Origin of the sequence: Mycolicibacterium frederiksbergense, assembly GCF_012223425.1 — a bacterium.
GTDB lineage: Bacteria > Actinomycetota > Actinomycetes > Mycobacteriales > Mycobacteriaceae > Mycobacterium > Mycobacterium frederiksbergense.
This window is the reverse complement of the sequence record NZ_CP038799.1, coordinates 380,589-406,823: the sequence shown is the minus strand read 5'-3', so window position 1 is coordinate 406,823 and position 26,235 is coordinate 380,589. Positions and strand designations below refer to the sequence as shown.

At 66.9% G+C, this 26,235-nt stretch carries 24 protein-coding genes and 1 pseudogene; 14 read left to right on the top strand and 11 right to left on the bottom strand.

Features of this window, described 5'->3' with window-relative positions; translation table 11 throughout:
• Together EXE63_RS05020 and EXE63_RS05015 are read right to left on the bottom strand one after the other, a co-directional pair.
• A complete protein-coding gene (locus EXE63_RS05020) occupies positions 1-666 on the bottom strand; it encodes a class I SAM-dependent methyltransferase (protein ID WP_234904365.1) in 666 nt (221 codons plus the stop codon).
• A gap of 21 nt (positions 667-687) precedes the next feature.
• Entirely contained in the window at positions 688-1,392 is a 705-nt protein-coding gene (locus EXE63_RS05015) for a dienelactone hydrolase family protein (protein ID WP_168141063.1), read from the bottom strand.
• A gap of 148 nt (positions 1,393-1,540) precedes the next feature.
• Here EXE63_RS05015 and EXE63_RS05010 point away from each other — a divergent pair, with 148 nt between their 5' ends.
• A complete protein-coding gene (locus EXE63_RS05010; RefSeq protein ID WP_168141062.1) occupies positions 1,541-2,185 on the top strand; it encodes a TetR/AcrR family transcriptional regulator in 645 nt (214 codons plus the stop codon).
• A 58-nt stretch (positions 2,186-2,243) separates the two neighbouring features.
• Here the strand turns inward: EXE63_RS05010 and EXE63_RS05005 are convergent, their stop codons facing one another.
• Positions 2,244-3,617 (bottom strand): cytochrome P450, encoded by a 1,374-nt coding sequence (locus EXE63_RS05005; RefSeq protein ID WP_168141061.1) that lies wholly within the window; start codon positions 3,615-3,617, stop codon positions 2,244-2,246.
• A gap of 97 nt (positions 3,618-3,714) precedes the next feature.
• Here EXE63_RS05005 and EXE63_RS05000 point away from each other — a divergent pair, with 97 nt between their 5' ends.
• Positions 3,715-5,871 carry an Rv1355c family protein gene (locus EXE63_RS05000; protein ID WP_168145409.1) on the top strand — a complete coding sequence of 719 codons (2,157 nt, stop codon included), beginning with the start codon at positions 3,715-3,717 and terminating at the stop codon, positions 5,869-5,871.
• Positions 5,872-5,873: 2 nt separating this feature from the next.
• Positions 5,874-6,632 carry a DUF2127 domain-containing protein gene (locus tag EXE63_RS04995; protein WP_168145408.1) on the top strand — a complete coding sequence of 253 codons (759 nt, stop codon included), beginning with the start codon at positions 5,874-5,876 and terminating at the stop codon, positions 6,630-6,632.
• Here the strand turns inward: EXE63_RS04995 and EXE63_RS04990 are convergent, their stop codons facing one another.
• Both EXE63_RS04990 and EXE63_RS04985 read right to left on the bottom strand, forming a co-directional pair.
• Complete coding sequence (locus EXE63_RS04990; RefSeq protein ID WP_168141060.1) at positions 6,633-8,078, bottom strand: AMP-binding protein; 1,446 nt, start codon at positions 8,076-8,078, stop codon at positions 6,633-6,635.
• 30 nt (positions 8,079-8,108) lie between these two features.
• Positions 8,109-8,690, bottom strand: coding sequence for a TetR/AcrR family transcriptional regulator (locus EXE63_RS04985; protein ID WP_168141059.1), 582 nt, complete (start codon positions 8,688-8,690; stop codon positions 8,109-8,111).
• Between the two features lie 191 nt (positions 8,691-8,881).
• Between EXE63_RS04985 and EXE63_RS04980 the strand changes: the two genes are divergently transcribed.
• Positions 8,882-10,447 carry an FAD-dependent oxidoreductase gene (locus EXE63_RS04980; RefSeq protein WP_168141058.1) on the top strand — a complete coding sequence of 522 codons (1,566 nt, stop codon included), beginning with the start codon at positions 8,882-8,884 and terminating at the stop codon, positions 10,445-10,447.
• Here EXE63_RS04980 and EXE63_RS04975 read toward each other — a convergent pair.
• Positions 10,444-10,680 (bottom strand): hypothetical protein, encoded by a 237-nt coding sequence (locus EXE63_RS04975; protein ID WP_168141057.1) that lies wholly within the window; start codon positions 10,678-10,680, stop codon positions 10,444-10,446. The genes EXE63_RS04980 and EXE63_RS04975 overlap by 4 nt on opposite strands.
• A gap of 85 nt (positions 10,681-10,765) precedes the next feature.
• Between EXE63_RS04975 and EXE63_RS04970 the strand changes: the two genes are divergently transcribed.
• Positions 10,766-11,050, top strand: a complete 285-nt coding sequence (locus EXE63_RS04970) for a hypothetical protein (RefSeq protein ID WP_168141056.1) — start codon at positions 10,766-10,768, stop codon at positions 11,048-11,050.
• A gap of 3 nt (positions 11,051-11,053) precedes the next feature.
• On the opposite strand, the gene EXE63_RS04965 is transcribed toward EXE63_RS04970, so the two are convergent.
• Together EXE63_RS04965 and EXE63_RS04960 are read right to left on the bottom strand one after the other, a co-directional pair.
• Positions 11,054-12,169: an acyl-CoA dehydrogenase family protein gene (locus EXE63_RS04965; protein ID WP_168141055.1), complete on the bottom strand. Its 1,116-nt coding sequence runs from the start codon at positions 12,167-12,169 to the stop codon at positions 11,054-11,056.
• Positions 12,170-13,400 (bottom strand): annotated as a pseudogene (locus EXE63_RS04960) (acyl-CoA dehydrogenase family protein).
• A gap of 366 nt (positions 13,401-13,766) precedes the next feature.
• On the opposite strand from EXE63_RS04960, the gene EXE63_RS04955 reads away from it, so the two are divergent.
• Positions 13,767-14,549 carry an FAD-binding protein gene (locus tag EXE63_RS04955; protein ID WP_168141054.1) on the top strand — a complete coding sequence of 261 codons (783 nt, stop codon included), beginning with the start codon at positions 13,767-13,769 and terminating at the stop codon, positions 14,547-14,549.
• Here EXE63_RS04955 and EXE63_RS04950 read toward each other — a convergent pair.
• Positions 14,546-16,339: a putative bifunctional diguanylate cyclase/phosphodiesterase gene (locus EXE63_RS04950; RefSeq protein ID WP_168141053.1), complete on the bottom strand. Its 1,794-nt coding sequence runs from the start codon at positions 16,337-16,339 to the stop codon at positions 14,546-14,548. The genes EXE63_RS04955 and EXE63_RS04950 overlap by 4 nt on opposite strands.
• Before the next feature lie 185 nt (positions 16,340-16,524).
• The gene (locus EXE63_RS04945) at positions 16,525-17,274 is read right to left on the bottom strand and encodes a hypothetical protein (RefSeq protein WP_168141052.1); all 750 of its coding nucleotides are present in this window, start codon (positions 17,272-17,274) and stop codon (positions 16,525-16,527) included.
• A 413-nt stretch (positions 17,275-17,687) separates the two neighbouring features.
• Here EXE63_RS04945 and EXE63_RS04940 point away from each other — a divergent pair, with 413 nt between their 5' ends.
• The gene (locus tag EXE63_RS04940; protein ID WP_168145407.1) at positions 17,688-18,140 is read left to right on the top strand and encodes a MaoC family dehydratase; all 453 of its coding nucleotides are present in this window, start codon (positions 17,688-17,690) and stop codon (positions 18,138-18,140) included.
• Here the strand turns inward: EXE63_RS04940 and EXE63_RS04935 are convergent.
• Positions 18,128-19,345 (bottom strand): acyl-CoA dehydrogenase family protein, encoded by a 1,218-nt coding sequence (locus tag EXE63_RS04935; RefSeq protein ID WP_168141051.1) that lies wholly within the window; start codon positions 19,343-19,345, stop codon positions 18,128-18,130. The genes EXE63_RS04940 and EXE63_RS04935 overlap by 13 nt on opposite strands.
• A gap of 108 nt (positions 19,346-19,453) precedes the next feature.
• Here EXE63_RS04935 and fabG point away from each other — a divergent pair, with 108 nt between their 5' ends.
• From fabG to EXE63_RS04900, 7 genes are all read left to right on the top strand, one after another.
• On the top strand, positions 19,454-20,194 hold the full coding sequence (gene fabG / locus EXE63_RS04930) for a 3-oxoacyl-ACP reductase FabG (protein WP_168141050.1): 741 nt from the start codon (positions 19,454-19,456) through the stop codon (positions 20,192-20,194).
• Between the two features lies 1 nt (position 20,195).
• Positions 20,196-21,404 carry an acetyl-CoA C-acetyltransferase gene (locus EXE63_RS04925; RefSeq protein ID WP_168141049.1) on the top strand — a complete coding sequence of 403 codons (1,209 nt, stop codon included), beginning with the start codon at positions 20,196-20,198 and terminating at the stop codon, positions 21,402-21,404.
• Positions 21,405-21,437: 33 nt separating this feature from the next.
• Positions 21,438-22,640: an acyl-CoA dehydrogenase family protein gene (locus tag EXE63_RS04920; protein WP_168141048.1), complete on the top strand. Its 1,203-nt coding sequence runs from the start codon at positions 21,438-21,440 to the stop codon at positions 22,638-22,640.
• Positions 22,624-23,307 carry a GntR family transcriptional regulator gene (locus tag EXE63_RS04915; protein ID WP_168141047.1) on the top strand — a complete coding sequence of 228 codons (684 nt, stop codon included), beginning with the start codon at positions 22,624-22,626 and terminating at the stop codon, positions 23,305-23,307. Before EXE63_RS04920 ends, EXE63_RS04915 begins: the two co-directional genes overlap by 17 nt.
• A 74-nt stretch (positions 23,308-23,381) precedes the next feature.
• Positions 23,382-24,725 (top strand): flavin-containing monooxygenase, encoded by a 1,344-nt coding sequence (locus EXE63_RS04910; RefSeq protein ID WP_168145406.1) that lies wholly within the window; start codon positions 23,382-23,384, stop codon positions 24,723-24,725.
• Positions 24,722-25,321 carry a TetR/AcrR family transcriptional regulator gene (locus EXE63_RS04905; protein ID WP_168141046.1) on the top strand — a complete coding sequence of 200 codons (600 nt, stop codon included), beginning with the start codon at positions 24,722-24,724 and terminating at the stop codon, positions 25,319-25,321. The genes EXE63_RS04910 and EXE63_RS04905 overlap by 4 nt, the downstream gene beginning before the upstream one ends.
• Positions 25,318-26,211 carry an alpha/beta hydrolase gene (locus EXE63_RS04900; protein ID WP_168141045.1) on the top strand — a complete coding sequence of 298 codons (894 nt, stop codon included), beginning with the start codon at positions 25,318-25,320 and terminating at the stop codon, positions 26,209-26,211. The genes EXE63_RS04905 and EXE63_RS04900 overlap by 4 nt, the downstream gene beginning before the upstream one ends.
• The last annotated feature ends 24 nt before the right edge of the window (positions 26,212-26,235 follow it).

Below are 26,235 nucleotides of genomic sequence, written 5' to 3'. Positions count from 1 at the left end.
TCAACTCTTACGGGCCGACAGCAGCAGTGCGGGCAGCTTCACGCGGCCCTTCGCGTCGCTGTCGAAGCTGTGCTCCGGCAGGTTCGGGACATCGGGCAACTGCACCGCCACGAAGGCCGGCTGGACCTTCTCGATCGTCCAGACCTGCGATACGGCATCGCGCAGCTCGGCCTCGGTCACCAGGTTCGGCACCGGGAACGGGGAATCCGGGGGCAGCGCGTCGGTGGTGAACACCAGCATGTGCAGCACCGCGCCGGGGGCGGACACCTCGTGGATGCCGCGCAGGTAATCCGGGCGGGCCTCGACCGGCAGCGAATGGAACAGCGTGCAGTCGACGACGGTGTTGAACGGCTCGCCGTCCACGGTGAGGGTGCGTAGGTCACCCTGTACGAAGCGGACATTCGTCAGCCCGCGCTCCGCGGCGGCGCGGGTGGCGGCTTCGATGGCGACCGTGGAGATATCGGCGCCGACGACGTCGTACCCGGCAGCGGCCAGCGCCAGTGACACATCTCCGACACCGCAGCCGGCGTCCAGAACGGGGCTGGTGATCTTGCCGCCGTCGATCAGCGCGGCGATCTCGGGTTGCGCCTCACCGATGTTCCATGGCGGCGGGCCCGCGAAGATGTGGTCGGAGTACGCGGCATCCCAGTCCATCACTTCACCCATAGCGCCAAAGCGTAGCGGGAGTCAGCCCAGATGTTCACCGAAGAAGGCCAGGATGCGCCGCCACGCATCCTCGGCCTCCGGTTCGGAGTACTCCATGCCGGCGATCCGCTCGATCACATTGAACGGCGCGGGGATGCCGAAATCGTTCATGAAGCTGTGCCCGACGTTCGGGTACTCCTTGATATCGCGGGGTACGCCGCCCTTGGCGAGCACCGTCTCCAGTTCGGCCGCCGATCCGCTGCGCACGATCCGATCCTTGGCGCCGTAACTTGCCACCACGGGGCAGGATTGGGAGAGCGCCTCGATGTTCTCCGGGTTCAGCCCGTAGTTGGGGGCGGTCGCGTCGAACAGGCCGCTGGGCGCGAGTTGCAGGACGAAGCCCGCGCCCATGCAGAAGCCGACCAGGCCGACCTTGCCGGTGCAGTCCGGGTCGGCCAGCAGGTGGTCGCGCGCGGCGACGATGTCATCGAAGGCGGCACCGGTGCCCGCGAAATGGGTGCGCATGGTGGCGATCATGCATTTGATCTTGAGACCGCGCCCGTAGAGCGCGGGCGCCAGCGTGAGGTACCCCGCCGCGGCCAGGCGGTCACTGATACGCCGGACATCGGCGGTCATCCCGCGCACGTCCTGCACCACGATGACGGCCGGCCAGGGGCCTTCGGTGGTGGGTGTCGCGAGGTAGCCGGGCAGCGGGCCCGCCGGTGCTGGATAGGTGACCTTCGGCATGTGGGTTATCCCGTTGTTGTTCAGCTGAATTGGTTGTCCAGCGCATTTGGCGGTCCGCGGCGGTACGCACGCATTGCCAACCCAGCGTGCCATATCGCCGAACCATAGGGTCGCATTGGAATACAAGTTGGCTGTATTGTCTCAGGGTATGACGGTCTTTCTCCGGCCAACGGTGACGCCCGGGCCCACGAGTATCGATCGCATTCGTGATGCCGCAGTGCGGACGCTGGCCGAGAAGGGTGTCGCCGCGACGTCGCTGCGGGCCGTTGCCGAGGAGGCCGGGGTCTCGATCGGCCTGGTGCAGCACTATTTCCGCAACAAGGCCGGGTTGGTGGCCGCCGTCGACGACTACGTGCTGCAGGTGTTCGGCGAGATCATAGAGGTGACGCCGGTATCGGAGATGACGAGTGAGTATCTCGCGCAGATGGGTAGCCGGTTCTCCCAGTTGCTCTACGAATACCCGGACCTGGTGAACTACATTGCGCACGCGCTCGTCGAGGGCGACAAGATCGGATCCGTCATCTTCGACGGTCTGCTTCAGATCAGCGCCGCGCAGGGGGAGAAGTTCGCCGAGGCCGGCCTGACCAGCCCCGATCTCGATCCGGTGTGGGGTGCCCTCAATCCGCTGATCTTGCGGGTCGGGGCGATGATCCTCCGACCGCACATCGAGCGTCATCTTCCGGAATCGTTCGTGACCCGAACGCAGCTGCAGCGCTGGGATGCCGCGGTGACGGGGCTGATCCGCCAGGGTCAAGTCCTCGACGCCGCCGCTGTTCCCACGGCGCGCGATTGACCAATTGGCGAGCGTTGATCCCTGGTGCGGGTGTTCGTGGGGTATGCCCCACCAGGGATCAACGCGCAGTCACCCGGGCGCGGATCGGACCGCCCGGCACCATGGTGAACGGCACGGCCAGCGGGAAATCGGGGTCCAGGGCGGTGATCTGCACCTCCCTGATGATGGTGGCGATGGCCAGCGTCGCCTCCAGCATCGCGAAATGATCGCCGATACAGGACCGTGGGCCACCGCCGAAGGGCACGTATTGCCAGCGGTCGCGGTCCTTGGCATTCTGCGGGCTGAAACGGTCGGGGTCGAACTGCAGTGGGTTTGCCCACAGCGACGGATCGCGTTGCACCGACATGCGTCCGAACACCAGCATCGTGCCGGCTTCGACCCGGTACCCGGCCACCTCCACATCCTTTGTCGCCCTGCGTGAGCCGGTCGGCCCGGGCGGGCACAGCCGCAACGCCTCCTTGATCACCTGGACGGTGTAGCCGAGGCGTCCGACATCGTCGGTGGTCAGCCGCCGATCCCCGATCGCGGCCACTTCGGCGGCCACCCTGTCCTGGATCTCGCGGTGGCGGCCCAGCGACCACAGGGTGTAGGTGAGCGTGGTGGCGGTGGTGTCCTGCCCGGCGAACAGAAAGATGATCATCTCGTCACGGATCTCGTTGTCCGACAACGGCTGGCCGGTCTCCGGGTCGGTGGCGGCGATGAGGGCGTGCACCAGGGGAGCGTCCAGGGTGGGGTCGGCGCGGCAGGCGGTGATGATCTCGGCGGCCAACCGACGGATGCTCTCGGTGGCTGCCCTGGCTCGTCGCCGCGCCGGTGTCGGCAGCCAGGACGGCGCCCGCAGCGGACGCAGCGCGCGGGCCACGGCGTAACTGGTCGCCACCCGCAGTGGTTCGGCGACGGCATCGGATCTCTCGTCGAGGTCCAGCCCCAGCACCGAACGCCCCAGCGCGCGCATGGACAGCAGCCGGGCCTGCCCGTCCAGATCGATCTCGCTGCCGTCTACCCAAGAGGCCGTGATCATTTCGGCAGCCTCTGCCATGTGTCCGGCGAACGAGTCGACGCGTTGCTTGGTGAAAACCGGTTGCAGGGTCCGCCGCCGTGGTAGCCACTCCTCGTGTGGCAAGACGAAAAGATTCCCCCCGATGAGGCTGCGCAGCTGGGTGGCGACCGCGCTGGTCTTGTCGATGGAGCCGTCGCGGACGCTGACAATATCGCGTATTCCCTGAGGTGAGGTGGCCACCACGATGGGCGGCATGAGCCAACTCGGGCCGAGGCTGAACCGGGTTACCGGACCGCCCGCATCGCGCAGGATGTCGGTGCCGGTGTGGAAGTTACGCAACGCGTCCCGTCTTTGCCGGTAGGGCAACGGATTGAGCGGGGCGAGCGGTAGTTCGGCCACGGTGCGATCGTGCGTCACCTCGGGCAAGGACATACCTCCGTCGAGTCGGTCCCCACGCCCCCGTTGAATCGGTCCTAGTGTACGACTCGGATGAGTTCGCGCCGTGGCGCACGAGGATGACGAGGACAGCATGCCGATCGCTTACCGCGCACAGATTCTGGACCCGGCCGACCCCGCGGACAGCGACATCCTCGACACGCTCCGGCGGGACCCGGGCATCGAACTCCTGGATCACCACGGTCAGCAACTGGCAAGCCTGGAAGGTCTGCGCCCGGCACCGGATCCGGATCTGCTCGCCGAGCCCGGCAGGTGGGCGTTCTACCCGTGGCGGCGGGCCGCCGTGGCGGTGTTGGGGCCGCGCGGATTTCGGGCACTGCGTCTGGACCGCAATCGCAACAGCATCACCGCCGTCGAGCAGGACCGCCTCGCCGAACTCTCGATCGGGGTTGCGGGTCTGAGCGTCGGGCACATCATCGCGCACACGTTGGCCATGCAAGGGGTGTGCGGGAACCTGCGGCTCGCCGATTTCGACGAGCTGGAACTGTCCAACCTGAACCGGGTTCCGGCCACGGTCTTCGATCTCGGGGTGAACAAGGCATACGTCGCCGCGCGCCGGATCGCCGAGATCGATCCCTACCTGCCCGTCGAGGTTTTCGACACGGGTCTCAATCCCGAGACGCTCGACGACTTCGTCGACGGTCTGGACATCGTGGTCGAGGAATGCGATTCGTTGCACATCAAGGCCGTGCTCCGGATGGCCGCGCAGCAACGTCGCATCCCGGTGCTGATGGCGACCAGCGACCGCGGGATCGTCGACGTGGAACGGTTCGACCACGAGCCGGGCCGCCCGATCCTGCACGGATTGCTCGGGCAACTCGATATCGATCTGCTGCCGGGCATGTCCAATCGCGAGAAGATCCCGCATATCCTGCGGCATCTGGAGGCCGAGCGGCTGTCGGCCCGCATCGCGGCCTCGCTGCTCGAGATCGACAAATCCCTGTCGACGTGGCCGCAGACCGCCGCCGACGTCGGTATCGGTGCGTGCGCGGTGACCGAGGCCGTCCGCCGGATCGGGCTCGGGGAGGAGCTGCGTTCGGGCCGGACCCGTCTCGACATCGGCTGGGCACTCGACCAGATTCATGAGCCCGAGATGACCCATCACAGCGGCGATGACGCCGAATGGATCGATTCTCCTGGTCACACAGGGACTTCGGTGGCTGCGCCGGGCGAACTCCTCGGCGATCTGGCGGTGGCGGCGATGCGGGCACCCTCGGGCGGCAACGTCCAGCCGTGGCGCATCGGCGTGCGGCCGGACGAGGTCGAGATCGGCATTGCGCCCACCTACACATCGACGATGGACGTTGGATTCCGCGGCAGTGCGGTGGCGGTCGGCGCGGCGCTGCTGAACACCCGCATCGCCGCGGCAGCGCACGGCGCGCTCGGCGAGGTCAGCGTCTCCGAGGACGCCGGCGGGGTGCCGCTGCAGGTCCGGTTGCGGCTCGGAACAGGTGCCGACGCCGACCTTGCCGGGCTTTTCGCGGCGATGATGGCGCGCGAGACGAACCGTCATCACGGCGAACCGCATCCCATCGATGGTGACCTTGTCACGGCACTGACGGCCGCGGCCGAACATCAGGGCGGGCGGCTCAGGCTGCTCACCGAGCGCGCCGACATCGAGCGGGCGGCAATGATCTTCGCGGCCGCGGACCGGATCCGATTCCTGACCCCGCACCTGCATGCAGAGATGATCTCCGAGCTGCGCTGGCCGGGTGACCCCGACCCGGACGCCGGTATCGATGTGCGCAACCTCGAATTCGACGAGGGGGATATGGCGGTGTTCGGCGTGCTGCGCCGCCCCGATGTGATGGCGCAATTGGCCGGGTGGGACGCCGGCTCGGCGCTCGGCGACGATATGCGCGACCGCATCCTGGCCAGCTCGGCGCTCGCCGTCATCAGCGTGCCGGGGCATAACCTGCGCGACTACGCCGCCGGCGGGTCCGCGGTGGAAGCGGTGTGGATCACCGCTTCACAGCGTGGCATCGGTGCCCAGCCGGTGTCCCCGGTCTTCCTGTACGCGCAGACCGCCGAGGATCTGCACGAGCTGTCCCCGTCGTTCGCCGGTGAATTGGGGGCGCTGCAGCGGGAATTCGACGATCTGATCGGACTGCAGGCCGATGAGTCGATCGCCCTCACCCTGCGCTTGGCACACACCCCGCCGACCTCACTGCCCAGCCGTCGCAGCAGGGATCGGCTCTCGCTCGCGCCGATTCAGGGGGCCACCCGGTGAAACTGGATTTCGCACTGCGCTCGTGTGGTCTGCACGGGCACGCGACGTTCGCCCCGGACGAGACCGACCTCGCCGACCGGTTGCGGGTCGACACCCCGGTCGGGGAGGCGTGGCGCTGCCTGCGCTGTGAGACGTTCGTCGTCGGGGCGCCGCGTGGACGCGGGCCCGCCGACACCGCCCCGGAGGTGCCGCGCGGACGGTTGCTGCGTGACCGGACATTGATGCGGCTGCTCGCGGTGGAACGGGTGATCCGCGCGCTGGTCATCCTGCTGGTGGCCGCCGGGGTGTTCACTCTGCGCAGATCCCACACCGAGCTGCAGCAGAAGTTCGAGGCCGAGCTCCCGTTGATTCGGCCGTTGAGTGACCAGATCGGCTGGAATCTCGATGATTCCAAGATCGTCCAGCACATCGGCGAGGCCTTCACCTTGTCGGAGACCACGCTGCTGTGGATCGCCATCGGGTTGATCGCCTATGCCGTGATCGAGCTCATCGAGGCGGTCGGGCTGTGGTCGATGAAACGCTGGGGCGAGTATTTCGCGGTGGTCGCCACGAGTGCCTTTCTGCCGCTGGAGATCTACGAGCTGACCGAGAAGGTGACCACGCTGCGGCTGCTGGCGGTGCTGATCAATATCGTCGCGGTGGTGTGGCTGTTGTGGAGTAAGCGGCTGTTCGGGCTCAACGGCGGCGGGCAAGCCTACCTCGCCGAGCATCACACCGAGAGCCTGCTCAGCGTCGAGCGTGCCGGTCTGGACACCCGCTGATCACAGCGACTCGCGGGCGTACTGCCGGACAGTCGATTTGGCGACCTTGCCGTTGCTGGTCAGCGGTAATTCCTCGACGAAGTGCACATGCCGGGGCCGCTTGAACCCGGCCAGATGTGCCCGCACATGGGCGATCAGCTCATCGGCGGTCGGCTGCGTCGGGCCGGGCACCACCACCGCACAGATCGCCTCGCCCCAGTACTCGTCGGGCACGCCGACCACGGCAGCCTGCTCGACGCCCGGATGCAGGGAGAGTATGTCTTCCACTTCTCGCGAGGACACGTTCTCGCCGCCGGTGATGATGATGTCCTTGAGGCGGTCGGTCACCACCAGTCGTCCGCTGTCATCGATGAACCCGGCGTCGCCGGTGTGCAACCAGCCGTCGACGGTCGCCGGTCCGTCCGGCCAGTACTGGGCGGCGACCTGCGCGCCGCGGACCAGGATCTCGCCGTCGGAGGCGATCCGGATGCTGACCTCGTCATGGGGACGACCCGCGCTGCGCAGCACCGCGGGATCCTCGGAGAGGTGATCAGACGGGCCGAGAAAGGCGATGTTGCCACCGGTTTCGGTCATCCCGTAGCCCTGGTGGAATCCGACGCCGAGCCGCTGGATGGCCCGGCGTAGCAGATCGGCCGGTATGGCCGCGGAGCCGTAGGAGATGTCGCGCAGCGTCGGCAGCTCCGCGGGGACGTCCCCCAGATGCGCCAGCAGGCTGTGCAGCATCGTCGGGGCCAGCGAACACGAGGTCACGCCATGGGTGTTGACCGCCGCGACAAAGGCGTCGGGCCGGAACGCGGCCACCGGCAACACCGTGGACGCCGCGCTGTGGTGCACCAGCATGTTGTAGCCGGCGATATGGCACATGGGGAAGGGCAGCAGGTAGACCCCGCCCGCGCGCACCGAGCGGCCGGCGACCGTACCGCGCACCGCGGTGGTGATGGAGCGGTGGGTGTGCAGCACCGCCTTGGGTGCGCCGGTGGACCCGCTGGTGAACAGCAGCCACGCCGCGTCATCGGGCTGTACCGCGACATCCGGGGCCGTCGCCGAAAGCTGTTGCCACTGCGGTCCGTCGAAGGACATCAGTGCCTCGACCGTGCCGGCGAGTGGCTCCAGGTAACGGGCATCGCCCAGCACCACCGCGGGCTGAACCCGGCTCAGCTGGTCGAGGTGCTCGGAGACGCTGAGCCGCTGATTGATCAACGTGAGGATGCGGCCGCTGCGTGGCACCGCGTAGTACAGCCGGGCGTAGTCGGCGCTGTTGTCGGCGAGGACCGCGATGCGGTCACCCGGCCGGCTGCGGTCGGTGATCCAGGACGCCCGCTCGCGAACCTGAGAGTCGAACTGGGCGAACGAGACTGCGGTGCCGTCCCCGGATATGAGCGCAGCACGATCCGGGGCGACGCCGGCCGCGGCGGTCACCAGCTCGTGGATACGGGCGATGGTCATGTGCCGGTGACGTTACGCACCCTGCGGGGTTCAGTCGGTGTCGGGCAGGATCAGCGAGAGCATGGTGTCCAGCCTGTCGGCCATCGCGTGGTAGCTCATCCCGTTGGTCTGCACTTGCAGCAAGGCACCCCAGAACAGGGTCTCCACGGCGTCCAGCACTTCCGGCCAGGCGCCCATCCCGAGGGCGGCGGCGGTCCGGCGGTGCACTTCGGCGGCGACCCGGGCGCGCACCCCGGCCACCGCGTCGTCGCCGTCGCGCAGCAGTGCCCGCGCGCAGGCCGAGGCCAGCAGGGGTTCGTCGGCGAGCACCAGCGTCACGGCCCGCAACTGGGCGCTGACCCGGGCACCCGCACCGGCACGGGGATCGATGGTCAGCGGCAGCCCGTACACCCGATTGAGGTACAGCTCGGCGAACATCGCGTCGATGGACGGAAAGTGCGCGGACACGGTGGACGGGGTGACCCGGGCCCTGGCGGCCAGTTCGGCGATCGACAATTCGGCACGAGCGTCGAGGATCGCCGCGGCCGCGCCGAACACCTGTCGGTGGGTGTGCTTGCGGCGGTACGCCGGATCCTGCAGATAGGTGACTTCAGCCACCACTGGGCTGGACATGTGTCCAAGGTATAGCGGTAGCCGAAGATTGGCAACATCAGCTCCAAAGGCGCCATTTACAAGCACTTATCTGCCAGCAAGGCCCCGGCCGCGGTGCGAGAAGGTGGAACAACGCCCCCACTCGCCTAGGCTAATCGGACAAGTGTCCAGTATTCTGGGAAGAGTTCCGATGCCGAGCCGAGGGGGATGTCATGGCCTATGTGATCACGCAGAACTGCTGCAAGGACGCCAGCTGCGTGCCGGTGTGCCCGGTCGACTGCATCCGGCCGGTGGGCGCGTCCGCGGCGGACATGCTCTACATCGACCCGGAATCCTGCATCGACTGCGGAGCCTGCTTCGACGAGTGCCCCGTCGGCGCGATCCACTACGAGGAGGACCTGCCGGCCGGGCAGGAGCGTTTCAAGGACATCAACGCCGCCTACTTCGAGCGCCATCCGCTGGAACCGGACACCTCCGCGCCACCCGCCTCCCGCCAGGGGGTCACGCCCGGGGATCTGCGGGTCGCCGTGGTGGGTGCTGGTCCGGCGGCTTGCTATGCCGCGGCGGAACTGATCGCGATCGACGGGGTCCAGGTGAACCTGTTCGAGCGGCTGCCCACCCCGTTCGGGCTGATCCGCGCCGGCGTCGCCCCCGATCACCAGCACACCAAAGCGGTGGTCGGCATCTTCGAGCGCGTCTTCGCCAACCCGCGCTTCGGCTGCCACCTCGGTGTCGAGATCGGCCGTGACCTCACTCACGAGGACCTGCTCACACACCATCATGCGGTGATCTACGCGGTCGGCGCGGCGACCAGCCGCGAACTCGGCGTCCCGGGAGAGGATCTGCGGGGCAGTCATCCGGCCGCGGACTTCGTCGGCTGGTACAACGGGCATCCCGATCACGGGAACCGCACGTTCGATCTGGGCACCGAGCGAGCGGTGATCGTCGGCAACGGCAACGTGGCCCTCGATGTCGCCCGGGTGTTGCTGATGGATCAGCAGGCGCTCGGCGTGACCGATATCGCCGAGCACGCACTGGATGCGCTGCGTGACAACAGAATTCGTGAGGTGGTGATCCTGGGCCGCCGAGGTGTCGCCGACGCGGCCTTCTCGGTGGGCGAGTTCCTGGCGCTGGGCCACCTCGACGGTGTCGACGTGATCATCGACGGACCGCTGGAGGACCCGGTCGATGACACCGACCTGTGGGCCACCCTGAAACTGGAGATCGCCCGCGAGTACGCGCAGCGGCCGGCCACTCCGGGGAACAAGCGGATCGTGTTCCGTTTCATGAGCAGCCCGGTGGAGGTCGTCGGCGACGAGAAGGTGCATGCGCTGCGGGTGAGCGACGGTGAACTTTCCACCGGCCTGGTGCTGCGCTCCATCGGGTACCGGGGTGCTCCCGTCGACGGCCTGCCGTTCGACGAGGCGACCGGCGTCGTGCCCAATGTCGGGGGCCGCGTCGACGGGGCGCCCGGCAGCTATGTGACGGGCTGGATCAAACGTGGGCCGCGCGGGGTGATCGGCACCAACCGGACCTGCGCGGAGGAGACCGTCGCCGAATTGTGGCGTGACCACCTCGACGGTGTGCTGCGCCGTCCTGTCGCCGAGCCGGACGAGCTGCGGAATCTCTTGGAGGACAGGGGAGTACGGGCCATCGACTGGTCGGGTTGGCGGGCGATCGACGCCGCCGAACGGGAGCGCGGCACCTCGTTGTCGCGCCCGCGGGTGAAGTTCATCGGGATACCCGAGATGCGCACCGCTGCTTTGGGTGCACCCTAGCGTGAGGCGGGCGCGGTGGCGTCCTCGCGGAATTCGATGGGACGCGGCAGCATCCACCGGTAGACCGTGACGCCGGGCATCATGACGGGCCAGAGTAGGCCGAAGACGGCGCTGACGATGATCAGGGCGATGTTGGCGCGGTGGCCGGTGGACCGGATGACCCGCCAGAACCAGGCACCGCAGAATCCGCCCACCAGTAGGTAGGCGGCCACCGACAGCGCCGAGATCCCCATAGGAATTTCAGCGTACCGCGGGTGTGTCACAGGTTGTGGCAGAGCCTGCGGCGGTTGGGTGACGGTCGTCCCTACACTCTGGGCCATGGATGTCAGCGGCAGCGACGAGACGGCGGGCGCGGAACGACGGCTCGTCATCAGGGTCAATTCGAACGCCAAGATGTCCCGCGGCAAGGCCGCCGCGCACGCGGTGCACGCGGCACTGAAGCTCTACGGCATCGAATACGACCATCCGGTGATCGTCATCGGGGGAAAGCCCGACGAGATTCTGGACCAGACCGTGCACATCCGCGACGCGGGCCGCACCGAACTCGAACCGGGCACCCTGACCGCGGGCGCGAGCTGGGAGTACCGGTCGCGCACCGAATGACGGTTACGGCCGGGTCAGCTGCGCGTACCGCGCGACATGGTGGTCGGTGGTTCCGAATTCGTACTGGACGGCGGTCAGGCGCTTGAAATAGTGCCCGATGGCCAATTCCTCGGTCATGCCCATGCCGCCGTGTAGTTGCACGGCGTTCTGGCCGATGAATCGTGCGGCCCGTCCGATGGTGGCTTTGGCGGCAGATACCGCGCGGGCGCGCTGTGGCGGATCGGCTTCGAGGTTCAGCACGGCCAGGTAGACGGCGGCCACCGACTGCTCGAGCTCCATGTGCATGTCCACCATGCGGTGCTGCAACGCCTGGAAGGCGCCGATCGGCGTGCCGAACTGCTGGCGTTGCTTGCAGTATTCCACGGTGTCGGCCAACACCTTTCGCATGTTCCCGACGGCCTCGGCGGCCACTGCGGCGGCCCCCTCATCGCGGGCCCGCGACACCGATTCCCAGGCCGCACCGTCGGCGCCGAGCAGGACGGCGCGGACGCCGGACAGCTCCACATCGGCGGCACGCCGGTCATCGACGGTGCGGTAGGCGTGCAGCGTCAGTCCCTCGGGGGCGTCGGCCAGGTCGATCAGGAACAACGACAGTCCCGCCGGGGTGGTTGCGGTGACCAACAGGTGCGTGGCCAGCGGTGCGTTGAGCACCGCGATCTTGGTGCCGTCGAGCACCCAGGCCGCGCCGTCGGCGCGCGCCGCGGTGGCGACGTCCTGCCAGCGGTCACCGGACTGCGCCTCGGTCGCCGCGAGCGCGACGATGGCCTCGCCTGCCGCGATCTTCTCCAGCAGGGCGTCGGCGGCCGGACTCTGGGCCCGCTGCAGCAGCCCGCCGGCAACCACGACGGTGTCGACGTAGGGCTCGATGACCAGCGCGTGGCCCAGTGCCTCGGCGATCACCATGATTTCGGTTGGGCCCCCGCCGATTCCGCCGACCCGCTCGGGCAGCGCGGCGCCCAGGATACCGAGGTCCTCGGCGAAGGCGCGCCAGATCTCGGGCTGCCAGCCCGGGCCCAGTTTGGCCGCCGCCCGGCTGGATTCCAGGCCGTAGCGGGTGGACAGGAACTTGCCGAGTCCCTCACGCAGCAGTTGCTGCTCGTCGGAAAGTGTGAAGTCCATTTACAGTCCCAACTCTGCTTTGGCGAGGATGTTGCGTTGAATCTCGTTGCTGCCGGCGTAGATCGAGCCGGCGCGGTCGTTGAAGTAGCGCAGCGGTGCGACGGCCTGCCACGGCTCGCCGGCGACGTACCCGTCGGCCGGCGGCACGAAATCGGCGATCGGCCCGCCGGGACATGCGGCGTGCGGCTGGTAGGCGCGCCCGCGCGGTCCGGCCGCTTCCATGGCGAGTTCGGTGAGTGTCTGGCTCAGCTCGGTGGAAATCACCTTCAGCATCGACGAGGCCGCGCCGGGATGTCCGCCGCCGGCCAGCGCCGCCAGTACCCGGTACTCCAGGATCTCCAGCACCTCGGTGCGGATTCGGGCATCGGCCAGTTTCCGGGAGAACGCGGGGTCGTCGATCAGCATGTCGCCGGCGGGACCGGGCTGCTCGGCGGCCACGGTGGCGATGTTCTCGGCCATCACCTGCAGGGCCGGGGCGGTCGCGCCGCCGCCACGCTCGAACTCCAGCAGATACTTGGCCACCGTCCATCCGTCGTCGATGGCCCCGATCACATTGGTCTTGGGGACGCGCACCTCGTCGAAGAACACCTGGCTCTGGACCTCCTCCCCGGAGGTCATCACCAGGGCCGGATCTCGATCCCGGGGTGGTCATGTCGATCAGCACGAAGGTGATGCCCTGCTGTTTCTTGCCGGTGCGAGTGGTGCGCACCAGGGCGAACATCCAGTTGGCCTCGGTGGCATGGGTGGTCCAGATCTTGCTGCCGGTGCACACCAGATCGTCCCCGTCGTCGACGGCGGCCATGGTCAGCGCGGCCAGGTCGGATCCGGCTTCGGGCTCGGAGTAGCCCTGGCAGAAGAAGACCTCGCCGGTGAGGATGCGGGGGAGGTAGAAATCCTTCTGTTCCGCCGTGCCGAACTTGACGATCGCGTGCGCGACCATCCGGATACCCATCGGGGACAGGGTGGGCGCCCCAGCCAGCTGGCACTCCCGGCTGAAGATGTAGTGCTGGGTCAGGGTCCAGTCGCAGCCCCCGTACTCGACCGGCCATGCCGGCGCGGCCCAGCCCCGTTCGTGCAGGATCGCCTGCCAGGCCAGGCTCGCCTCATGGTCGCTGTACACGCTGGTCATCAGGCGTCCGGCCCGCTGGATCTCCGGCGTCATCTTGTCCGCGAGGAACTGTCGTACCTCGTCGCGGAACGCCGTGTCCGCGTCCGACCAGCTCAGGTCCATGAGTGTCCAACCCTCTCCGTCTGCTGTCTAACTTAGATATATAAGTAGCAGGTGGGTGGCCGGTTGTGAAATCCCCGGACGGCGACCGGCGGTGCGGCGCCTGACCTAGGGTGGGTCAGGCTTGCGTCGCCCCGCCGTCGTCGCAGGTCGAGGCGCATTTGTGGGTGATAGGGTGGGATGTTGCCCGGTCCGCGCCAGCAAACGTGAACGAGTTGCTGCGTGGACTGCGTGCATCGTGCTACATGCCGCCTTCGGCGCGTATCGCACCATGTGAAGGGGCTATCTACGGTGCGGGCGTCGTTTGCCCTAGAAGACTTGCGGCGTGCCGCAATGATCACACAGCTATCAAAAGGTTGATAACGGAGTATGTGGGACGAGATTGTCGACGTGGTGTCGGTGGGCGCCGGGCCCGCAGGGCTGGCATGTGCGGTCGCCGCAGTGGATGCCGGGCTCGACGTGTTCGTCGCGCTGCCGGGTGCGGCCACGGCGCCGCACACCGACGACCCCCGGGGTTGGCTGCCCGTCGTCGCCGACGACGAGACCATGGCGTTCTTCGATGCGCTCGCCGAGGAGCTCCCGACGGCGGCGCTGCCAGGGAATCCCGCCGCGCTGCAGATCCGCGCCCTGCACGAGGTCCAGGTCGACACCTCCCGTCGTGCGCATGTCGAGACCTTCGTCGGGGCACGGCTCGGCGCCTGGGCCGCGGGCTGTATCGCGTCGCCGTACGGCGTGCTCTTCACCCGGGTGGACCACTGGCCCACCACCACCATGCGGGCGACGGACGGAACGTCGTTCCAGGTGGCCGCGCTCGACGAGTCGCCGCCAACCGCGGCGACCTTCACCGAGCGACTGGACGCACTGGTGGCCGAGCGGGATATCGAGGTGCTCGGCGACCATCCGCTGCAGCGCATCGTGTTCGAGGAGGGCCGGATCGTGGGTGTGGTGGTCGACTCTGCCGATGGGCCCTGGGCGGTGCGGGCCCGCGTCGGAATCGCGGTGACGTCGCAACGGCCGGTCCCGCCGGACACCCGAATCCTCGATGGCGACAGTCGCATCGCGCTGGTCGGGTTGACGGCCAGCCGGTTCGGAAGAGTCGAGGTGCTCGGTACGGTCGATGTGCCGGCGCCAGCCGAGTCGACTTCCGGCTAAGGCAGCCCGGCCGAGAAATCGACCGACACCCGGCCTCGGCGCAGCAGCGCTTCCATCTGGTCGCTGGCGATCGGGCGTGACAGCAGGAACCCCTGGGCGCGGTGACAGCCGTGCCGCAACAGCGTGATCGCTGCGGTTTCGGTCTCCACGCCCTCGGCCACCAACTGCAGACCGAAGGCCTCGGCCAGCGCGATGATCGCCCGCACGATGGCCAGATCGCCCGGGTCGGCGCCCAGATCGCGCACGAAGCTCTTGTCGATCTTGAGTGCGTCCACCGGGAGCGACTTCAGCAACGACAGCACGCTGTAACCGGTGCCGAAGTCATCGATGGCGACCTGCACGCCGACCTCATGCAGCTTGGCCAGCGTGATCCGGGTGACGTCGATGTCCTGCACCACAATGCTTTCGGTGATTTCCAGGCATACCGAACCCCGGGGGAGCCCGAACTCGCTGACGATCGCGGCCACCGATTCGGCGAACCCGTCCGCGACGAGCTGCACCGGTGACACGTTGACCCGCAGCACGGCGTCCAGCCCGAAGCCGTTGGCCCGCCAGCCGGCGAAGTCCGCGCACGCCGTGCGCATCACCCAGCGGCCCAGCTCGCCTGCGAGATTGATGGATTCGGCGACGCCGATGAACGAGTCCGGGGCGAGCAGGCCGCGGGTGGGATGCTGCCAACGGACCAGCGCCTCGGTCGCCAGGATCTTGCCGGTGCGCATATCGACCTCGGGCAGGTAGCGCAGAAACAGCGACCCGGTCTCGATCACGCTCTGCAGGTGTAGCTCGATGTCGTTGCGGAACTCGCTCTCCAGCGATATCGCGTTGGAGTAGACGGTCACCTGGTTGCCGCCGGTACCTTTCGCCGTGAGCACGGCCTGGTCGGCGTGCCGGAGCAGATCCGAGGTGGTGTCCTGCCCGGGTATGCCCAGCGCGACACCGATGCTGACCGTGCGGGTCACCATCTCGCCGTCGATGGGAACCCGCCTGGACAGCACGGCCTGTAACCGGTGGGCGAGTTCCTCGGCCGCGGCGCCGTCGGTGGGGGAGGCGGGGACCACCACGAATTCATCGCCGCCGAGGCGGGCGATCATGCTGGGTCCCGAGGCCAGCGCGAGCCGTTCGGCGAGCACCCTGATGAAACGGTCTCCCGCCGAGTGGCCGAGGTAGTCGTTGATGGCCTTGAGCCGGTCCAGGTCGAAGAACAGCGCGGTGACCGGGCCGGGTCGTCCCGGCTCGAGCCGGTCATCCAGATGGGCCATCAGCGCTCGGCGGTTGTGCAGCCCGGTGAGGTCATCGTGCTCGGCCAGGAACCGCAGTCGCTCTTCGGCGTACACCCGGGCTTGCACCTGAGCGAACAGTGACGCGATGGCCGCCAGCGCATTGAGTTCCTCGGCGGTCCACTCCCGATCGCCGGTCTTGGCGAAGCCGATCACCCCGGTCGTGACATCACCGGACAGCAGCGGCACACAGGCCGTCGTCGTCGCTGCGTCGGGCCGGAAGACCACGGGCTCCTTGAGATGTTCGGCCAGCGCGAAAACCGGTTCGGCATCGGCGAAGTAGACCAGCGCAAGCGGGTCGGGCCGAACCTCCTGGTTGCGGGGAGGCCACTCGGCGATGAGTCGAGTCGCGTGGATGCCGTGGTCGTGGTGCCGCAGGAAACTGAAATCGACATCGAAGTATGTGACCAGTTCGGCCAGCACCTGCTGGCTGACGCCGGTCGCAGTGGCGGCGTCCACAGCGATCAGGCGAGTGGCGACCGCGGTGACGACGAGTTCGAGGCTGCGGGGCACCTAGACCTCTCTGTGTGGAGACACCTGACGGTGCCGCGTGGCGACGCACGGGCGCCGGCGGGCGTCCGGACAGCCTGCGAAAAGTGTATTCCAGACGTCGCCGATGATTCGTGCCATCCCATGAGTCCGACGTTTCGCGATCTGATCGAACGATCCGAACGGCAGCGTGCCCGCCGGTCGGATGATCACACCCCGGCCTCGGCGATCCCGGCCGGCGCGACGACGTCATCGAGCAGCGGCAGCAACATGCGCGCTTCAGCCCGGATGGCGATAATTTGTTGCGGGTCAGCCGTTCTGGTGAATTCGGCTTGATCCCACCACATCATCTTGGTCGCGTAGCGCTCGTCGGGATAGGGTGTGGCCGGGATGCGGGTGGCGACCACGCCGCCCGATGATTGCCAACGATCGAGTACGTGCGCCGCCGCGGTGGCCATGGCGAACTTGGCGCCGAGGACGAGGGTGGCGTGCAGGGGCATACGGGCCAGAACGGGCGTGAGCTCACGGCTGCGCGCAAACCCGTCGTCGGTCCAAGCGGTCTTGATCTCGACGACACCGAAAGGCATGCGATCGTCGATCATCTTGCGCACCTGCGGGAGTGCGGGCTGTCCGGCCCATTCGACCACCGCATGGCTCTCGTCGGCGCCACCGTACGGGCCTTGGGCCCGAACTCCGCCGACCACCCGGCCGGCGTCGTCGATCGCGGCGAGGAACAGCGACGTGGTGGCGGGGTCGGCCAGTGCGGTCGGGTCGATCGCGCGCTGCACCCCATGTTTGCCGTAACTGCGCATGGCGCCCTCGATGAAATCGTCCCAGAGCTCGGGCTCGGCGCAGGGTGTGGACACCACGAGTGTGCAGTCGGTGTCCCTGTCCCACCACTGCGCCGACGCATTATCGGGGAGTCCTCGAAACGCGGTTTCGGCGACAGACACGCTCATTCCCAGGCCCACCGATCAGTTGCCGGAACGTTGCCCCGAGCGGGTACGTTCCTGAGGTAATTTCAAATAGTGCAGTTAAGTATCGCCATATCCAGGGGATATACCAGCGGCAATTTATTGCCGTTCCTGACAACTCGTTGCCAACTTCGCATATGCGGGTTTCTAGCAATTTCGCGGCAAACAAGTTAATAGTGGCTAACTTCATAAAAATTGTCGCTGGCGTAAGTGATGGCAAATACCAATCAGCGACGAAAGAGTTTTCTCAATCGATCATGTCGAAGGCACCGTGTCTGCCATTCGCTACCTTTTCATGGTCATGTCGATCCGGTGATCGGCGACCCGGTGCCCGACGCCCGTCGATGACGCGCTATGTATGGATGGGAAAAATCGACATGGTGACCGAAGGAGGAGCGGTGCAGGTTTTCAAAAATCTCGATGAACTGGTGGGGGCCAAAGGGGCCGAGTTGGGTCCGACGGAGTGGCTGGAGATCGGCCAGGACCGGGTGAACAAATTTGCCGAAGCAACAGAAGATCGCCAGTGGATCCACGTCGATCCCGAACGTGCCGCCGACGGCCCCTTCGGCGGCACCATCGCCCACGGTCTGCTGACCCTGTCACTGCTGCCGTATTTCAGCCATCACCTCTACCGGGTGGAGGGCATCTCGCTGGCGGTCAACTATGGGTACAACAAGGTCCGCTTCATCACGCCGGTGAAAGTGGGGGCCAAGGTGCGGGCCCGCGCCGTGGTCACCGATGTGACGGCGCTCGAAGGCGCCGCCCAGTCGACGGTCACCATCACCGTCGAGATCGAAGGCTCGGAAAAGCCTGCAGCGGTGGCAGAGTCGATCGTGCGCTATATCGCCTGATTCGAGGCGCGCCGCTGGGCGGCCTTGACCAGGCCGCCCCCGATGATGAGGCGCTGGATCTCGCTGGTGCCCTCGTAGAGGCGCAGCAAACGCACTTCGCGGTAGATGCGTTCGACCGGCACGTCGCGCATGTAGCCGCTGCCACCGTGGATCTGGACGGCGAGGTCGGCGACATTGCCCGCCATTTCGGTGCAGAACAGTTTTGCCGATGACGGAGCGATGCGCCGGTCCTCGCCGGTCACCCACAGCCGTGCGGCCTCACGGACCAGCGCACGGCCGGCCATCACGCCGGTCTGCTGGTCGGCGAGCATCGCCTGTACCAGTTGGAAACTGCCGATCGGGGTGCCGCCCTGGGTGGCGGTCGCGGCGTAGGCCACCGATTCGTCGAGGGCGCGCTGCGCGCTGCCGACCGCCAACGCCGCGATGTGTACGCGGCCGCGTGCCAGCGATGTCATGGCCGCGCGATAGCCGATGTCCTCGCTCCCGCCGACCAGGCTGTCCCGGCCGACCCGCACATCATCGAAGCTGACATCCGCGGTCCAGGCGCCCTCCTGGCCCATCTTGGCGTCTTTGGCCCCGATCTGGATGCCCGGCGTATCGGCGGGCACCAGGAACACCGCGATACCTGGTCCGTCGGCGTCGGCGGGGCGGGTGCGGGCAAAGACGATGAACAGGCCGGCGTTCGGCGCGTTGGTGATGTACTGCTTGCGCCCGTTGATCACCCAGTCGTCACCGTCTCTGACGGCCTTGGTCCGCAGGCCGGCCGGGTTGGATCCCGCTCCCGGTTCGGTCAGCGCGAAGGACGCCACCACCTCGCCGGAGGCGATGCCCTCCAGCCAGCGCGACTTCTGCTCATCGGTGCCGAAGCCCACCAGCACCTGGCCGGCGATGCCGTTGTTGGTGCCGAACATCGAGCGCAGGGCCAGGCTGGTGTACCCGAATTCCATGGCCAACTCGACGTCCTGAGCCAGGTTCAGTCCGAGCCCGCCCCACTCCTGCGGAATGGCGTACCCGAACAGTCCCATGTTCTTGGTCTGCTCGCGGATGTCATCGGGCACCCGGTCGGCCGACATGATCTCCAGCTCGCGAGGGACCACCTGGTTGCGGATGAACTGGCGGGTGGCGGCGAGGATATCGGCGAAGTCTGCCTCCGATACGGCGGCTTTCGTGGGATCCGCGCTGGGCGCGGCGGCGTTGTCGGCCATCGGCGGGCTCTCCTGAATTGGTGCGATCACCTCAAGGGGTGGTTTGATACAAGAAATATCATATTTTATGTATGGACCAGTTCTGGCTTCAGGAAGGGATGGGCTCCCATGGGTCTGCTCGACGGTCGGACCGCGGTGATCACCGGCGGTGCGCAGGGAATCGGGTTCGCGATCGCCGAGAGGTTCGTCGCCGAGGGCGCCCGGGTGGTGCTCGGTGACCTGAATCCGGCGGCCACCGACGCCGCCGTCACCGCGCTCGGCGGTTCCGCCGTGGCCAAGGCGGTCAGCTGCGATGTCACCGATGCGGGCCAGGTGCAAGCGCTCGTCGGCGCCGCCGTGGACACCTTCGGCAGCCTTGACGTCATGGTCAACAATGCGGGCATCACCCGTGACGCGACCATGCGCAAGATGACCGAGGAGCAGTTCGACCAGGTTGTCTCGGTGCACCTCAAGGGTTCGTGGAACGGCACCCGGCTGGCCGCGAACATCATGCGTGAGGCGAAAAGCGGTGCCATCGTCAACATCTCGTCGATCTCGGGCAAGGTCGGACTGATCGGGCAGACCAACTACTCCGCGGCCAAGGCCGGCATCGTCGGACTCACCAAGGCTGCCGCCAAGGAGATCGCCCACCTGGGTGTCCGGGTCAATGCCATCCAACCCGGCCTCATCCGCTCGGCGATGACCGAGGCCATGCCGCAGCGGATCTGGGACCAGAAGCTGGCTGAAATCCCGATGGCCCGCGCCGGGGAGCCCAGCGAGGTCGCCTCCGTGGCCCTGTTCCTGGCCTCGGATCTGTCCTCGTATATGACCGGCACGGTGCTCGAAGTGACCGGCGGGCGGCACATCTGACATGTCGGATGCTGTGATCTGCGAGCCGGTCCGTACCCCGATCGGCCGCTACGGCGGGATGTTCCAATCCCTGACCGCCGTCGACCTGGGCGTTGCGGCGCTGCAGGGTCTGTTGCAACGCACCGGAATTCCCGCCGATGCCGTCCAGGATGTGATCCTGGGGCACTGCTATCCCTCCAGTGAGGCCCCGGCGATCGGACGGGTCGTCGCATTGGACGCCGGTCTGCCGATCACCGTGCCCGGCATGCAGCTCGACCGGCGTTGCGGATCCGGCCTGCAGGCCGTCATCCAGGCCTGTATGCAGGTGGCGAGCGGTAACAACGACCTGGTCATCGCCGGCGGCGCCGAATCGATGAGCAACGTGGCCTTTCATTCCACCGATATGCGGTGGGGCGGGTCGCGCGGTGGAGTGACGGTGCACGACGGGCTCGCCCGTGGCCGCACCACGGCCGGCGGCAAGCATTATCCGGTGCCCGGCGGGATGCTGGAGACCGCCGAGAATCTGCGCCGCCAGTACGCCATCTCGCGGACCGAACAGGACGAACTCGCGGTGCGCTCGCACCAGAAGGCCGTCGCCGCCCAGCGCAGCGGCGTACTCGCCGAGGAGATCATCCCGGTGACGGTGACATCCCGAAAAGGCTCCGAGGTGATCGATACCGACGAACACCCGCGCGCGGACACCACGGTCGAAGCGCTGAGCAAGCTGCGCCCGGTGCTGGGCAAGAGCGACCCCGAGGCCACCGTGACCGCGGGCAACTCCAGTGGGCAGAACGACGCAGCATCCATGTGCATCGTCACCACACCCGAACGTGCCGCCGAGCTCGGCCTCAAACCCCTTGTCCGGCTGGTGTCCTGGGGCGTGGCCGGGGTGGCGCCCAACATCATGGGCATCGGACCGGTGCCGGCGACCGAACGAGCATTGGCCAAAGCGGGGTTGTCGCTTTCGGATATCGACCTCATCGAACTGAACGAGGCATTCGCCGCCCAGGCGTTGGCCTGCACCCGCGAATGGCAGTTCACCGACGCCGATTTCGACCGCACCAACGTCCGCGGATCCGGCATCTCACTCGGGCATCCTGTCGGCGCGACCGGCGGCCGGATGCTCGCCACCCTCGCGCGGGAACTCGAACTTCGCGGCGCCCGCTACGGGCTGGAAACCATGTGCATCGGTGGCGGCCAGGGCCTGGCCGCCGTATTCGAACGGACTTAGCTATGACCAGCGAGAAGCGGAGCGGGATCGCCCATGACTAGATTGGCACACACTCCCGGCCTCACCGACGTGCAGACCGAAATCGTGGCCACCGTGCGCCAGTTCGTGGACAGGGAGATCATCCCGAACGCGCAGGAGCTGGAGCACTCCGACACCTACCCGCAGCACATCGTCGACCAGATGCGCGAGATGGGCCTGTTCGGTCTGATGATCCCCGAGGAGTACGGCGGCCTGGGTGAATCACTGCTGACCTACGCGCTGTGCGTGGAGGAACTGGCCCGCGGCTGGATGAGCGTATCCGGGGTCATCAACACGCATTTCATCGTCGCCTACATGATTCGTCAGCACGGTACCGACGCACAGAAGCAGCACTATCTGCCGCGGATGGCGACCGGCGAGGTGCGCGGCGCGTTCTCGATGTCGGAGCCCGAGTTGGGCTCCGATGTCGCGGCGATCCGTACCCGGGGTGTGCGCGAGGGCTCCGGAGCGGACGCAGCCTATGTGATCACCGGGCAGAAGATGTGGCTGACCAACGGGGGCAGTTCGACCTTGGTGGCCGCGCTGGTGAAAACCGATGAGGGAGCGGATAAACCACACCGCAACCTGACCGCGTTCCTGATCGAGAAGCCGGCCGGATTCGGTGAGGTGCTGCCGGGGCTGACCATTCCGGGCAAGCTCGACAAGCTGGGCTACAAGGGCATCGACACCACCGAACTGATCTTCGACGGCTACCGCGCCGGTGCCGGGGACGTGCTCGGCGAACTTCCGGGCAAGGGCTTCTTCCAGATGATGGACGGTGTCGAGGTCGGCCGGGTCAACGTGTCGGCGCGCGCGTGTGGCGTCGCACTGCGGGCGTTCGAGCTGGCGATTCGCTATGCGCAGCAACGGGAGACGTTCGGCAAGCCGATCGCCGGACACCAGGCGATCGCGTTCCAGCTCGCCGAGATGGCCACCAAGGTCGAGGCTGCGCATCTGATGATGGTGCACGCGGCACGGCTCAAGGACTCCGGCGATCGCAACGACGTCGCGTCCGGGATGGCCAAGTACCTGGCCAGCGAGTACTGCGCGGAGGTCACGCAGCAGAGCTTCCGGATCCACGGTGGCTACGGCTACTCCAAGGAGTACGAGATCGAACGGTTGATGCGCGACGCCCCTTTCCTGTTGATCGGCGAGGGCACCAGCGAGATCCAGAAGACCATCATCAGCAAGAATCTGCTGGATGAGTACCGGGTCTGACGCCGAGTTCGCGGTCCGGCCGCAACTCTCCGATGATGTCGCCCGCGTGGTCCGTCGCCGGATCTTCGACGGCACCTACCCGGCGGGGGAGTATCTACGGCTGGACCAGCTGGCCGTCGACCTCGGCATCAGCGTCACCCCGGTGCGCGAGGCACTGCTGAACCTGCGGGCCGAGGGTCTGCTGGTGCAGCATCCGCGCCGCGGCTTCATGGTGCTCGAATTCACCGCGCGCGACCTTGCCGATGTCGCCAATGTGCAGGCCTACGTCGGGGGAGAGCTGGCGGCCAGAGCCGCCGAGAACATCAGCGCCGAACAACTTTCCGAGCTGAAGACGATCCAGGACCAGCTGGAGCGGGCCTACGAGCAGCCTGATTCGGACCGCACGGTGCGGCTCAATCACGAGTATCACCGGCTGATCAACGTGGCGGCCGACTCACCCAAGCTCACCCAGTTCATGTCGGGTATCACCCGCTACCAGCCGGAATCGGTGTTCCCGACCCTCGATGGGTGGCCCGCTCAGTCGATCAGGGATCACCGCCGGGTGATCGCGGCCTTCGAGCGTGGCGACGCCGATGCGGCCCGCGCGGCGATGGCCGAACACTTCACCATCGGGGTTGCGCCGCTGTGCGAGCACCTCACCAAGCTGGGGGTTATCCGCCCGATTTGACGTACGTCAGTAGTTATTGACGCGCGTCAGAACCCTCGGTAGTGTCGCCCATCACAGTGACACGAGGAGTGATGGTGATGCGAACCCTGCCGCGTACAGCGGTCATCGGTGCAGGTATCAGCGGGTTGACCGCCGGCAAGATGCTCAAGGACTATCGCGTTCCGTACACGACCTTCGAGATCTCCGACCGCATCGGCGGCAACTGGGCGTTCGGCAACCCCAACGGGTTGAGCAGCGCCTACCGGTCACTGCACATCGACACCTCCAAGCATCGGTTGTCTTTCAAGGACTTTCCGGTGCCCCGCCACTTTCCCTCGTTCCCGCACCACAGCGATATCAAGGACTACCTGGACTCCTATGCCGAGGCTTTCGGCCTGTTGGAGAACATCGAGTTCAACAACGCGGTACGCCACGCCCGCCGGCGCGACGGTGGTGGCTGGCTGATCGAGGACCAGTCCGGCACCGAGCGGGAGTTCGATCTGCTCGTCGTCGGCAACGGACATCACTGGGACGCGCGGTGGGCCGAGTTTCCCGGCACCTTCACCGGTGAATCGATCCATTCGCACCACTACATCGATCCGCAGACCCCGCTGGCGCTGACCGGCAAGCGCATTCTCGTCATCGGCATCGGAAACAGCGCCGCCGATATCACCGTCGAACTCTCGTCGAAGGCAATGCAGAACAAGGTGACGCTGTCGACGCGGTCGAGTGCCTGGATCGTCCCGAAATACCTTGCCGGGCAACCCGGGGACAAGATCTTCAAGACGACGCCGTACCTGCCACTGTCCTGGCAGCGCAAGGCCGCGCAGGCATTCGCCCCCCTGGTGGGCGCGGATCCCACCAAGTACGGCCTACCTCCGGCCAATCACAAACTGTTCGAGGCACACCCGACCCAATCGGTCGAACTACCGCTGCGGCTGGGTTCCGGCGACGTGATCCCGAAGCCGAATGTCACGCTGCTGGACGGGGACACCGTGCACTTCGACGACGGGACATCGGACGTGTTCGATGTCATCATCTACGCCACCGGATACAACATCACCTTCCCGTTCTTCGATCCCGATCTGATCAGCGCGCCCGAGAACAACATCCGCTTGTACAAGCGGATGTTCAAGCCGGGCTTCGAGGATCTGGTCTTCATCGGTTTCGCGCAGGCCATTCCGACGCTGTTCCCGTTCGTGGAATGCCAGTCGCGGCTGCTGGCGGCCTACGCCGCCGGGAGGTACGCGCTGCCGGCGGCCGATGAGATGGAGCGGGTGATCGACGCCGATCAGCAACTGCACGCCGGGCACTGCACCAACCGGGCCCGACACACCCAGCAGGTGGACTACTTCTACTACGAGCACGATATCCGCACCAAGGAGATCCCGGCCGGGATCAAGCGTGCGGCGTCGCGCCCCGTGTCGGTACCCGCGTGAGGTCGCCGACGGATCGCCGGCCGTCGCTGCGCAGCGACGAACGGCGCGAAGCCATCCTCGATGCACTGGACGGATGGCTGCAGGAATCCAGCCTGGATGCCATCAACGTCGCCGAGATCACCGCACAGGCCGGTGTCACGCGCTCGGCGTTCTATTTCTACTTCGAGAACAAGGCCGCCGCCGTCGCGGCCCTCATGGAGCGTCTGGTCACCGAGATCTTTGTCGTGAACGAGGAATTCACCACCGGCGGCGGCGCGCCGCGCGAACGGGTGGACACCATGTTGAACGGGCTCTTCGACAGCAGCGACCGGTACCGCCATGTCTTCGGCGCGATGCTGGAAGCCCGCGGTTCCAGCGCCACCGTCAGGCAGATCTGGGATCACGCGCGCGATGCGTTCGTGCCGTCGGTGGCCGAGTTGATCCGGGCAGAGCGGCCCGGCGACGAGCCCGAACCAGCGGTTCTCGCGGCGGTGCTGCTGGAGTTCAACGACCGGATGCTGGAGCGGTTCATCCTGGGCGGGTCGCTGACGCGTGCGCAGCTGACCGAAGGGGCGGCCGCGGTGTGGTTGAGCTCGATCTATGGAGAGAATCGATGAGCTATCGGGAGCTGTCCTTCACGTCACACGGAACACGTTGCAGTGCCTGGCATTTCCGTGCGTCCGGCGAGCATTCGCGGCCGGTGGTGGTGATGGCGCACGGATTCGGCGGTACCAAGGATTCCGGGCTGGAACCGTTTGCGGAGCGGTTCGCCGCGGCGGGTATCGACGTGTTCGCGTTCGACTATCGCGGGTTCGGATCCTCCGAAGGTCATCCGCGCCAGACGATCTCGCTGGAACGCCAGCTGGCCGACTTCCACAGCGCGATCGCGGCGGTGGCGGACCTGCCGGGTGTCGATCAGGACAGGATCGCGCTGTGGGGTGCGTCCATGTCGGGTGGGCATGTCTTGCAGGTGGCCGGTGACCGGGATGACATCGCCGCGGTGATTGCGTTGACCCCGCTGACCAGCGGGTTGGCTGCCGGCCGCGCCGCGATCGGTGAGCGTGATGTGCTGACCGCGTTGCGGTGGACCGCGACCGGGGTGCGCAGCAAGCTGTCGGTGGCCCGGGGCGGTGCGGCGACGCTGATGCCGATCGTCGGCAGGCCGGGCGAGCCCGGCGCGCTCACGCTGTCCGGGGCCTACGAGAGCTATCTGGGGATGGCTGGGCCGACCTGGCGTAACCAGATCGATTCCTCGGTGGGCATGGAGTTGGGGCGGATGAACGTCAAGGCTGCGGTCCGTCGGATTTCGTGCCCCGCATTGGTGCAGATCGGCGACTTCGACCGGTTCGTTCCCGCCGGCGCGGTGGCCAAGACCGCGGAATTGGCCAGGGCGCAGGTGCATCGGTATGCCTGTGACCACTTCGATGTCTGGCCGGGCAACGAGTGGTTCGACAAGACCGTCGAGGATCAGCTGGTGTTTCTGCAGCGGGTGCTCCACCTGAACTGAGACGTTTCCGGGTGCGAAAATGCC

Excerpts from the sequence above, each read along its gene's own strand:
- EXE63_RS05020 (WP_234904365.1), bottom strand. The coding sequence starts at position 666 with ATGGGTGAAGTGATGGACTGGGATGCCGCGTACTCCGACCACATCTTC.
- EXE63_RS05015 (WP_168141063.1), bottom strand. The coding sequence starts at position 1,392 with ATGCCGAAGGTCACCTATCCAGCACCGGCGGGCCCGCTGCCCGGCTAC.
- EXE63_RS05010 (WP_168141062.1), top strand. The coding sequence starts at position 1,541 with ATGACGGTCTTTCTCCGGCCAACGGTGACGCCCGGGCCCACGAGTATC.
- EXE63_RS05005 (WP_168141061.1), bottom strand. The coding sequence starts at position 3,617 with ATGTCCTTGCCCGAGGTGACGCACGATCGCACCGTGGCCGAACTACCG.
- EXE63_RS05000 (WP_168145409.1), top strand. The coding sequence starts at position 3,715 with ATGCCGATCGCTTACCGCGCACAGATTCTGGACCCGGCCGACCCCGCG.
- EXE63_RS04990 (WP_168141060.1), bottom strand. The coding sequence starts at position 8,078 with ATGACCATCGCCCGTATCCACGAGCTGGTGACCGCCGCGGCCGGCGTC.
- EXE63_RS04985 (WP_168141059.1), bottom strand. The coding sequence starts at position 8,690 with ATGTCCAGCCCAGTGGTGGCTGAAGTCACCTATCTGCAGGATCCGGCG.
- EXE63_RS04980 (WP_168141058.1), top strand. The coding sequence starts at position 8,882 with ATGGCCTATGTGATCACGCAGAACTGCTGCAAGGACGCCAGCTGCGTG.
- EXE63_RS04975 (WP_168141057.1), bottom strand. The coding sequence starts at position 10,680 with ATGGGGATCTCGGCGCTGTCGGTGGCCGCCTACCTACTGGTGGGCGGA.
- EXE63_RS04970 (WP_168141056.1), top strand. The coding sequence starts at position 10,766 with ATGGATGTCAGCGGCAGCGACGAGACGGCGGGCGCGGAACGACGGCTC.
- EXE63_RS04965 (WP_168141055.1), bottom strand. The coding sequence starts at position 12,169 with ATGGACTTCACACTTTCCGACGAGCAGCAACTGCTGCGTGAGGGACTC.
- EXE63_RS04955 (WP_168141054.1), top strand. The coding sequence starts at position 13,767 with ATGTGGGACGAGATTGTCGACGTGGTGTCGGTGGGCGCCGGGCCCGCA.
- EXE63_RS04945 (WP_168141052.1), bottom strand. The coding sequence starts at position 17,274 with ATGAGCGTGTCTGTCGCCGAAACCGCGTTTCGAGGACTCCCCGATAAT.
- EXE63_RS04935 (WP_168141051.1), bottom strand. The coding sequence starts at position 19,345 with ATGGCCGACAACGCCGCCGCGCCCAGCGCGGATCCCACGAAAGCCGCC.
- fabG (WP_168141050.1), top strand. The coding sequence starts at position 19,454 with ATGGGTCTGCTCGACGGTCGGACCGCGGTGATCACCGGCGGTGCGCAG.
- EXE63_RS04925 (WP_168141049.1), top strand. The coding sequence starts at position 20,196 with ATGTCGGATGCTGTGATCTGCGAGCCGGTCCGTACCCCGATCGGCCGC.
- EXE63_RS04920 (WP_168141048.1), top strand. The coding sequence starts at position 21,438 with ATGACTAGATTGGCACACACTCCCGGCCTCACCGACGTGCAGACCGAA.
- EXE63_RS04915 (WP_168141047.1), top strand. The coding sequence starts at position 22,624 with ATGAGTACCGGGTCTGACGCCGAGTTCGCGGTCCGGCCGCAACTCTCC.
- EXE63_RS04900 (WP_168141045.1), top strand. The coding sequence starts at position 25,318 with ATGAGCTATCGGGAGCTGTCCTTCACGTCACACGGAACACGTTGCAGT.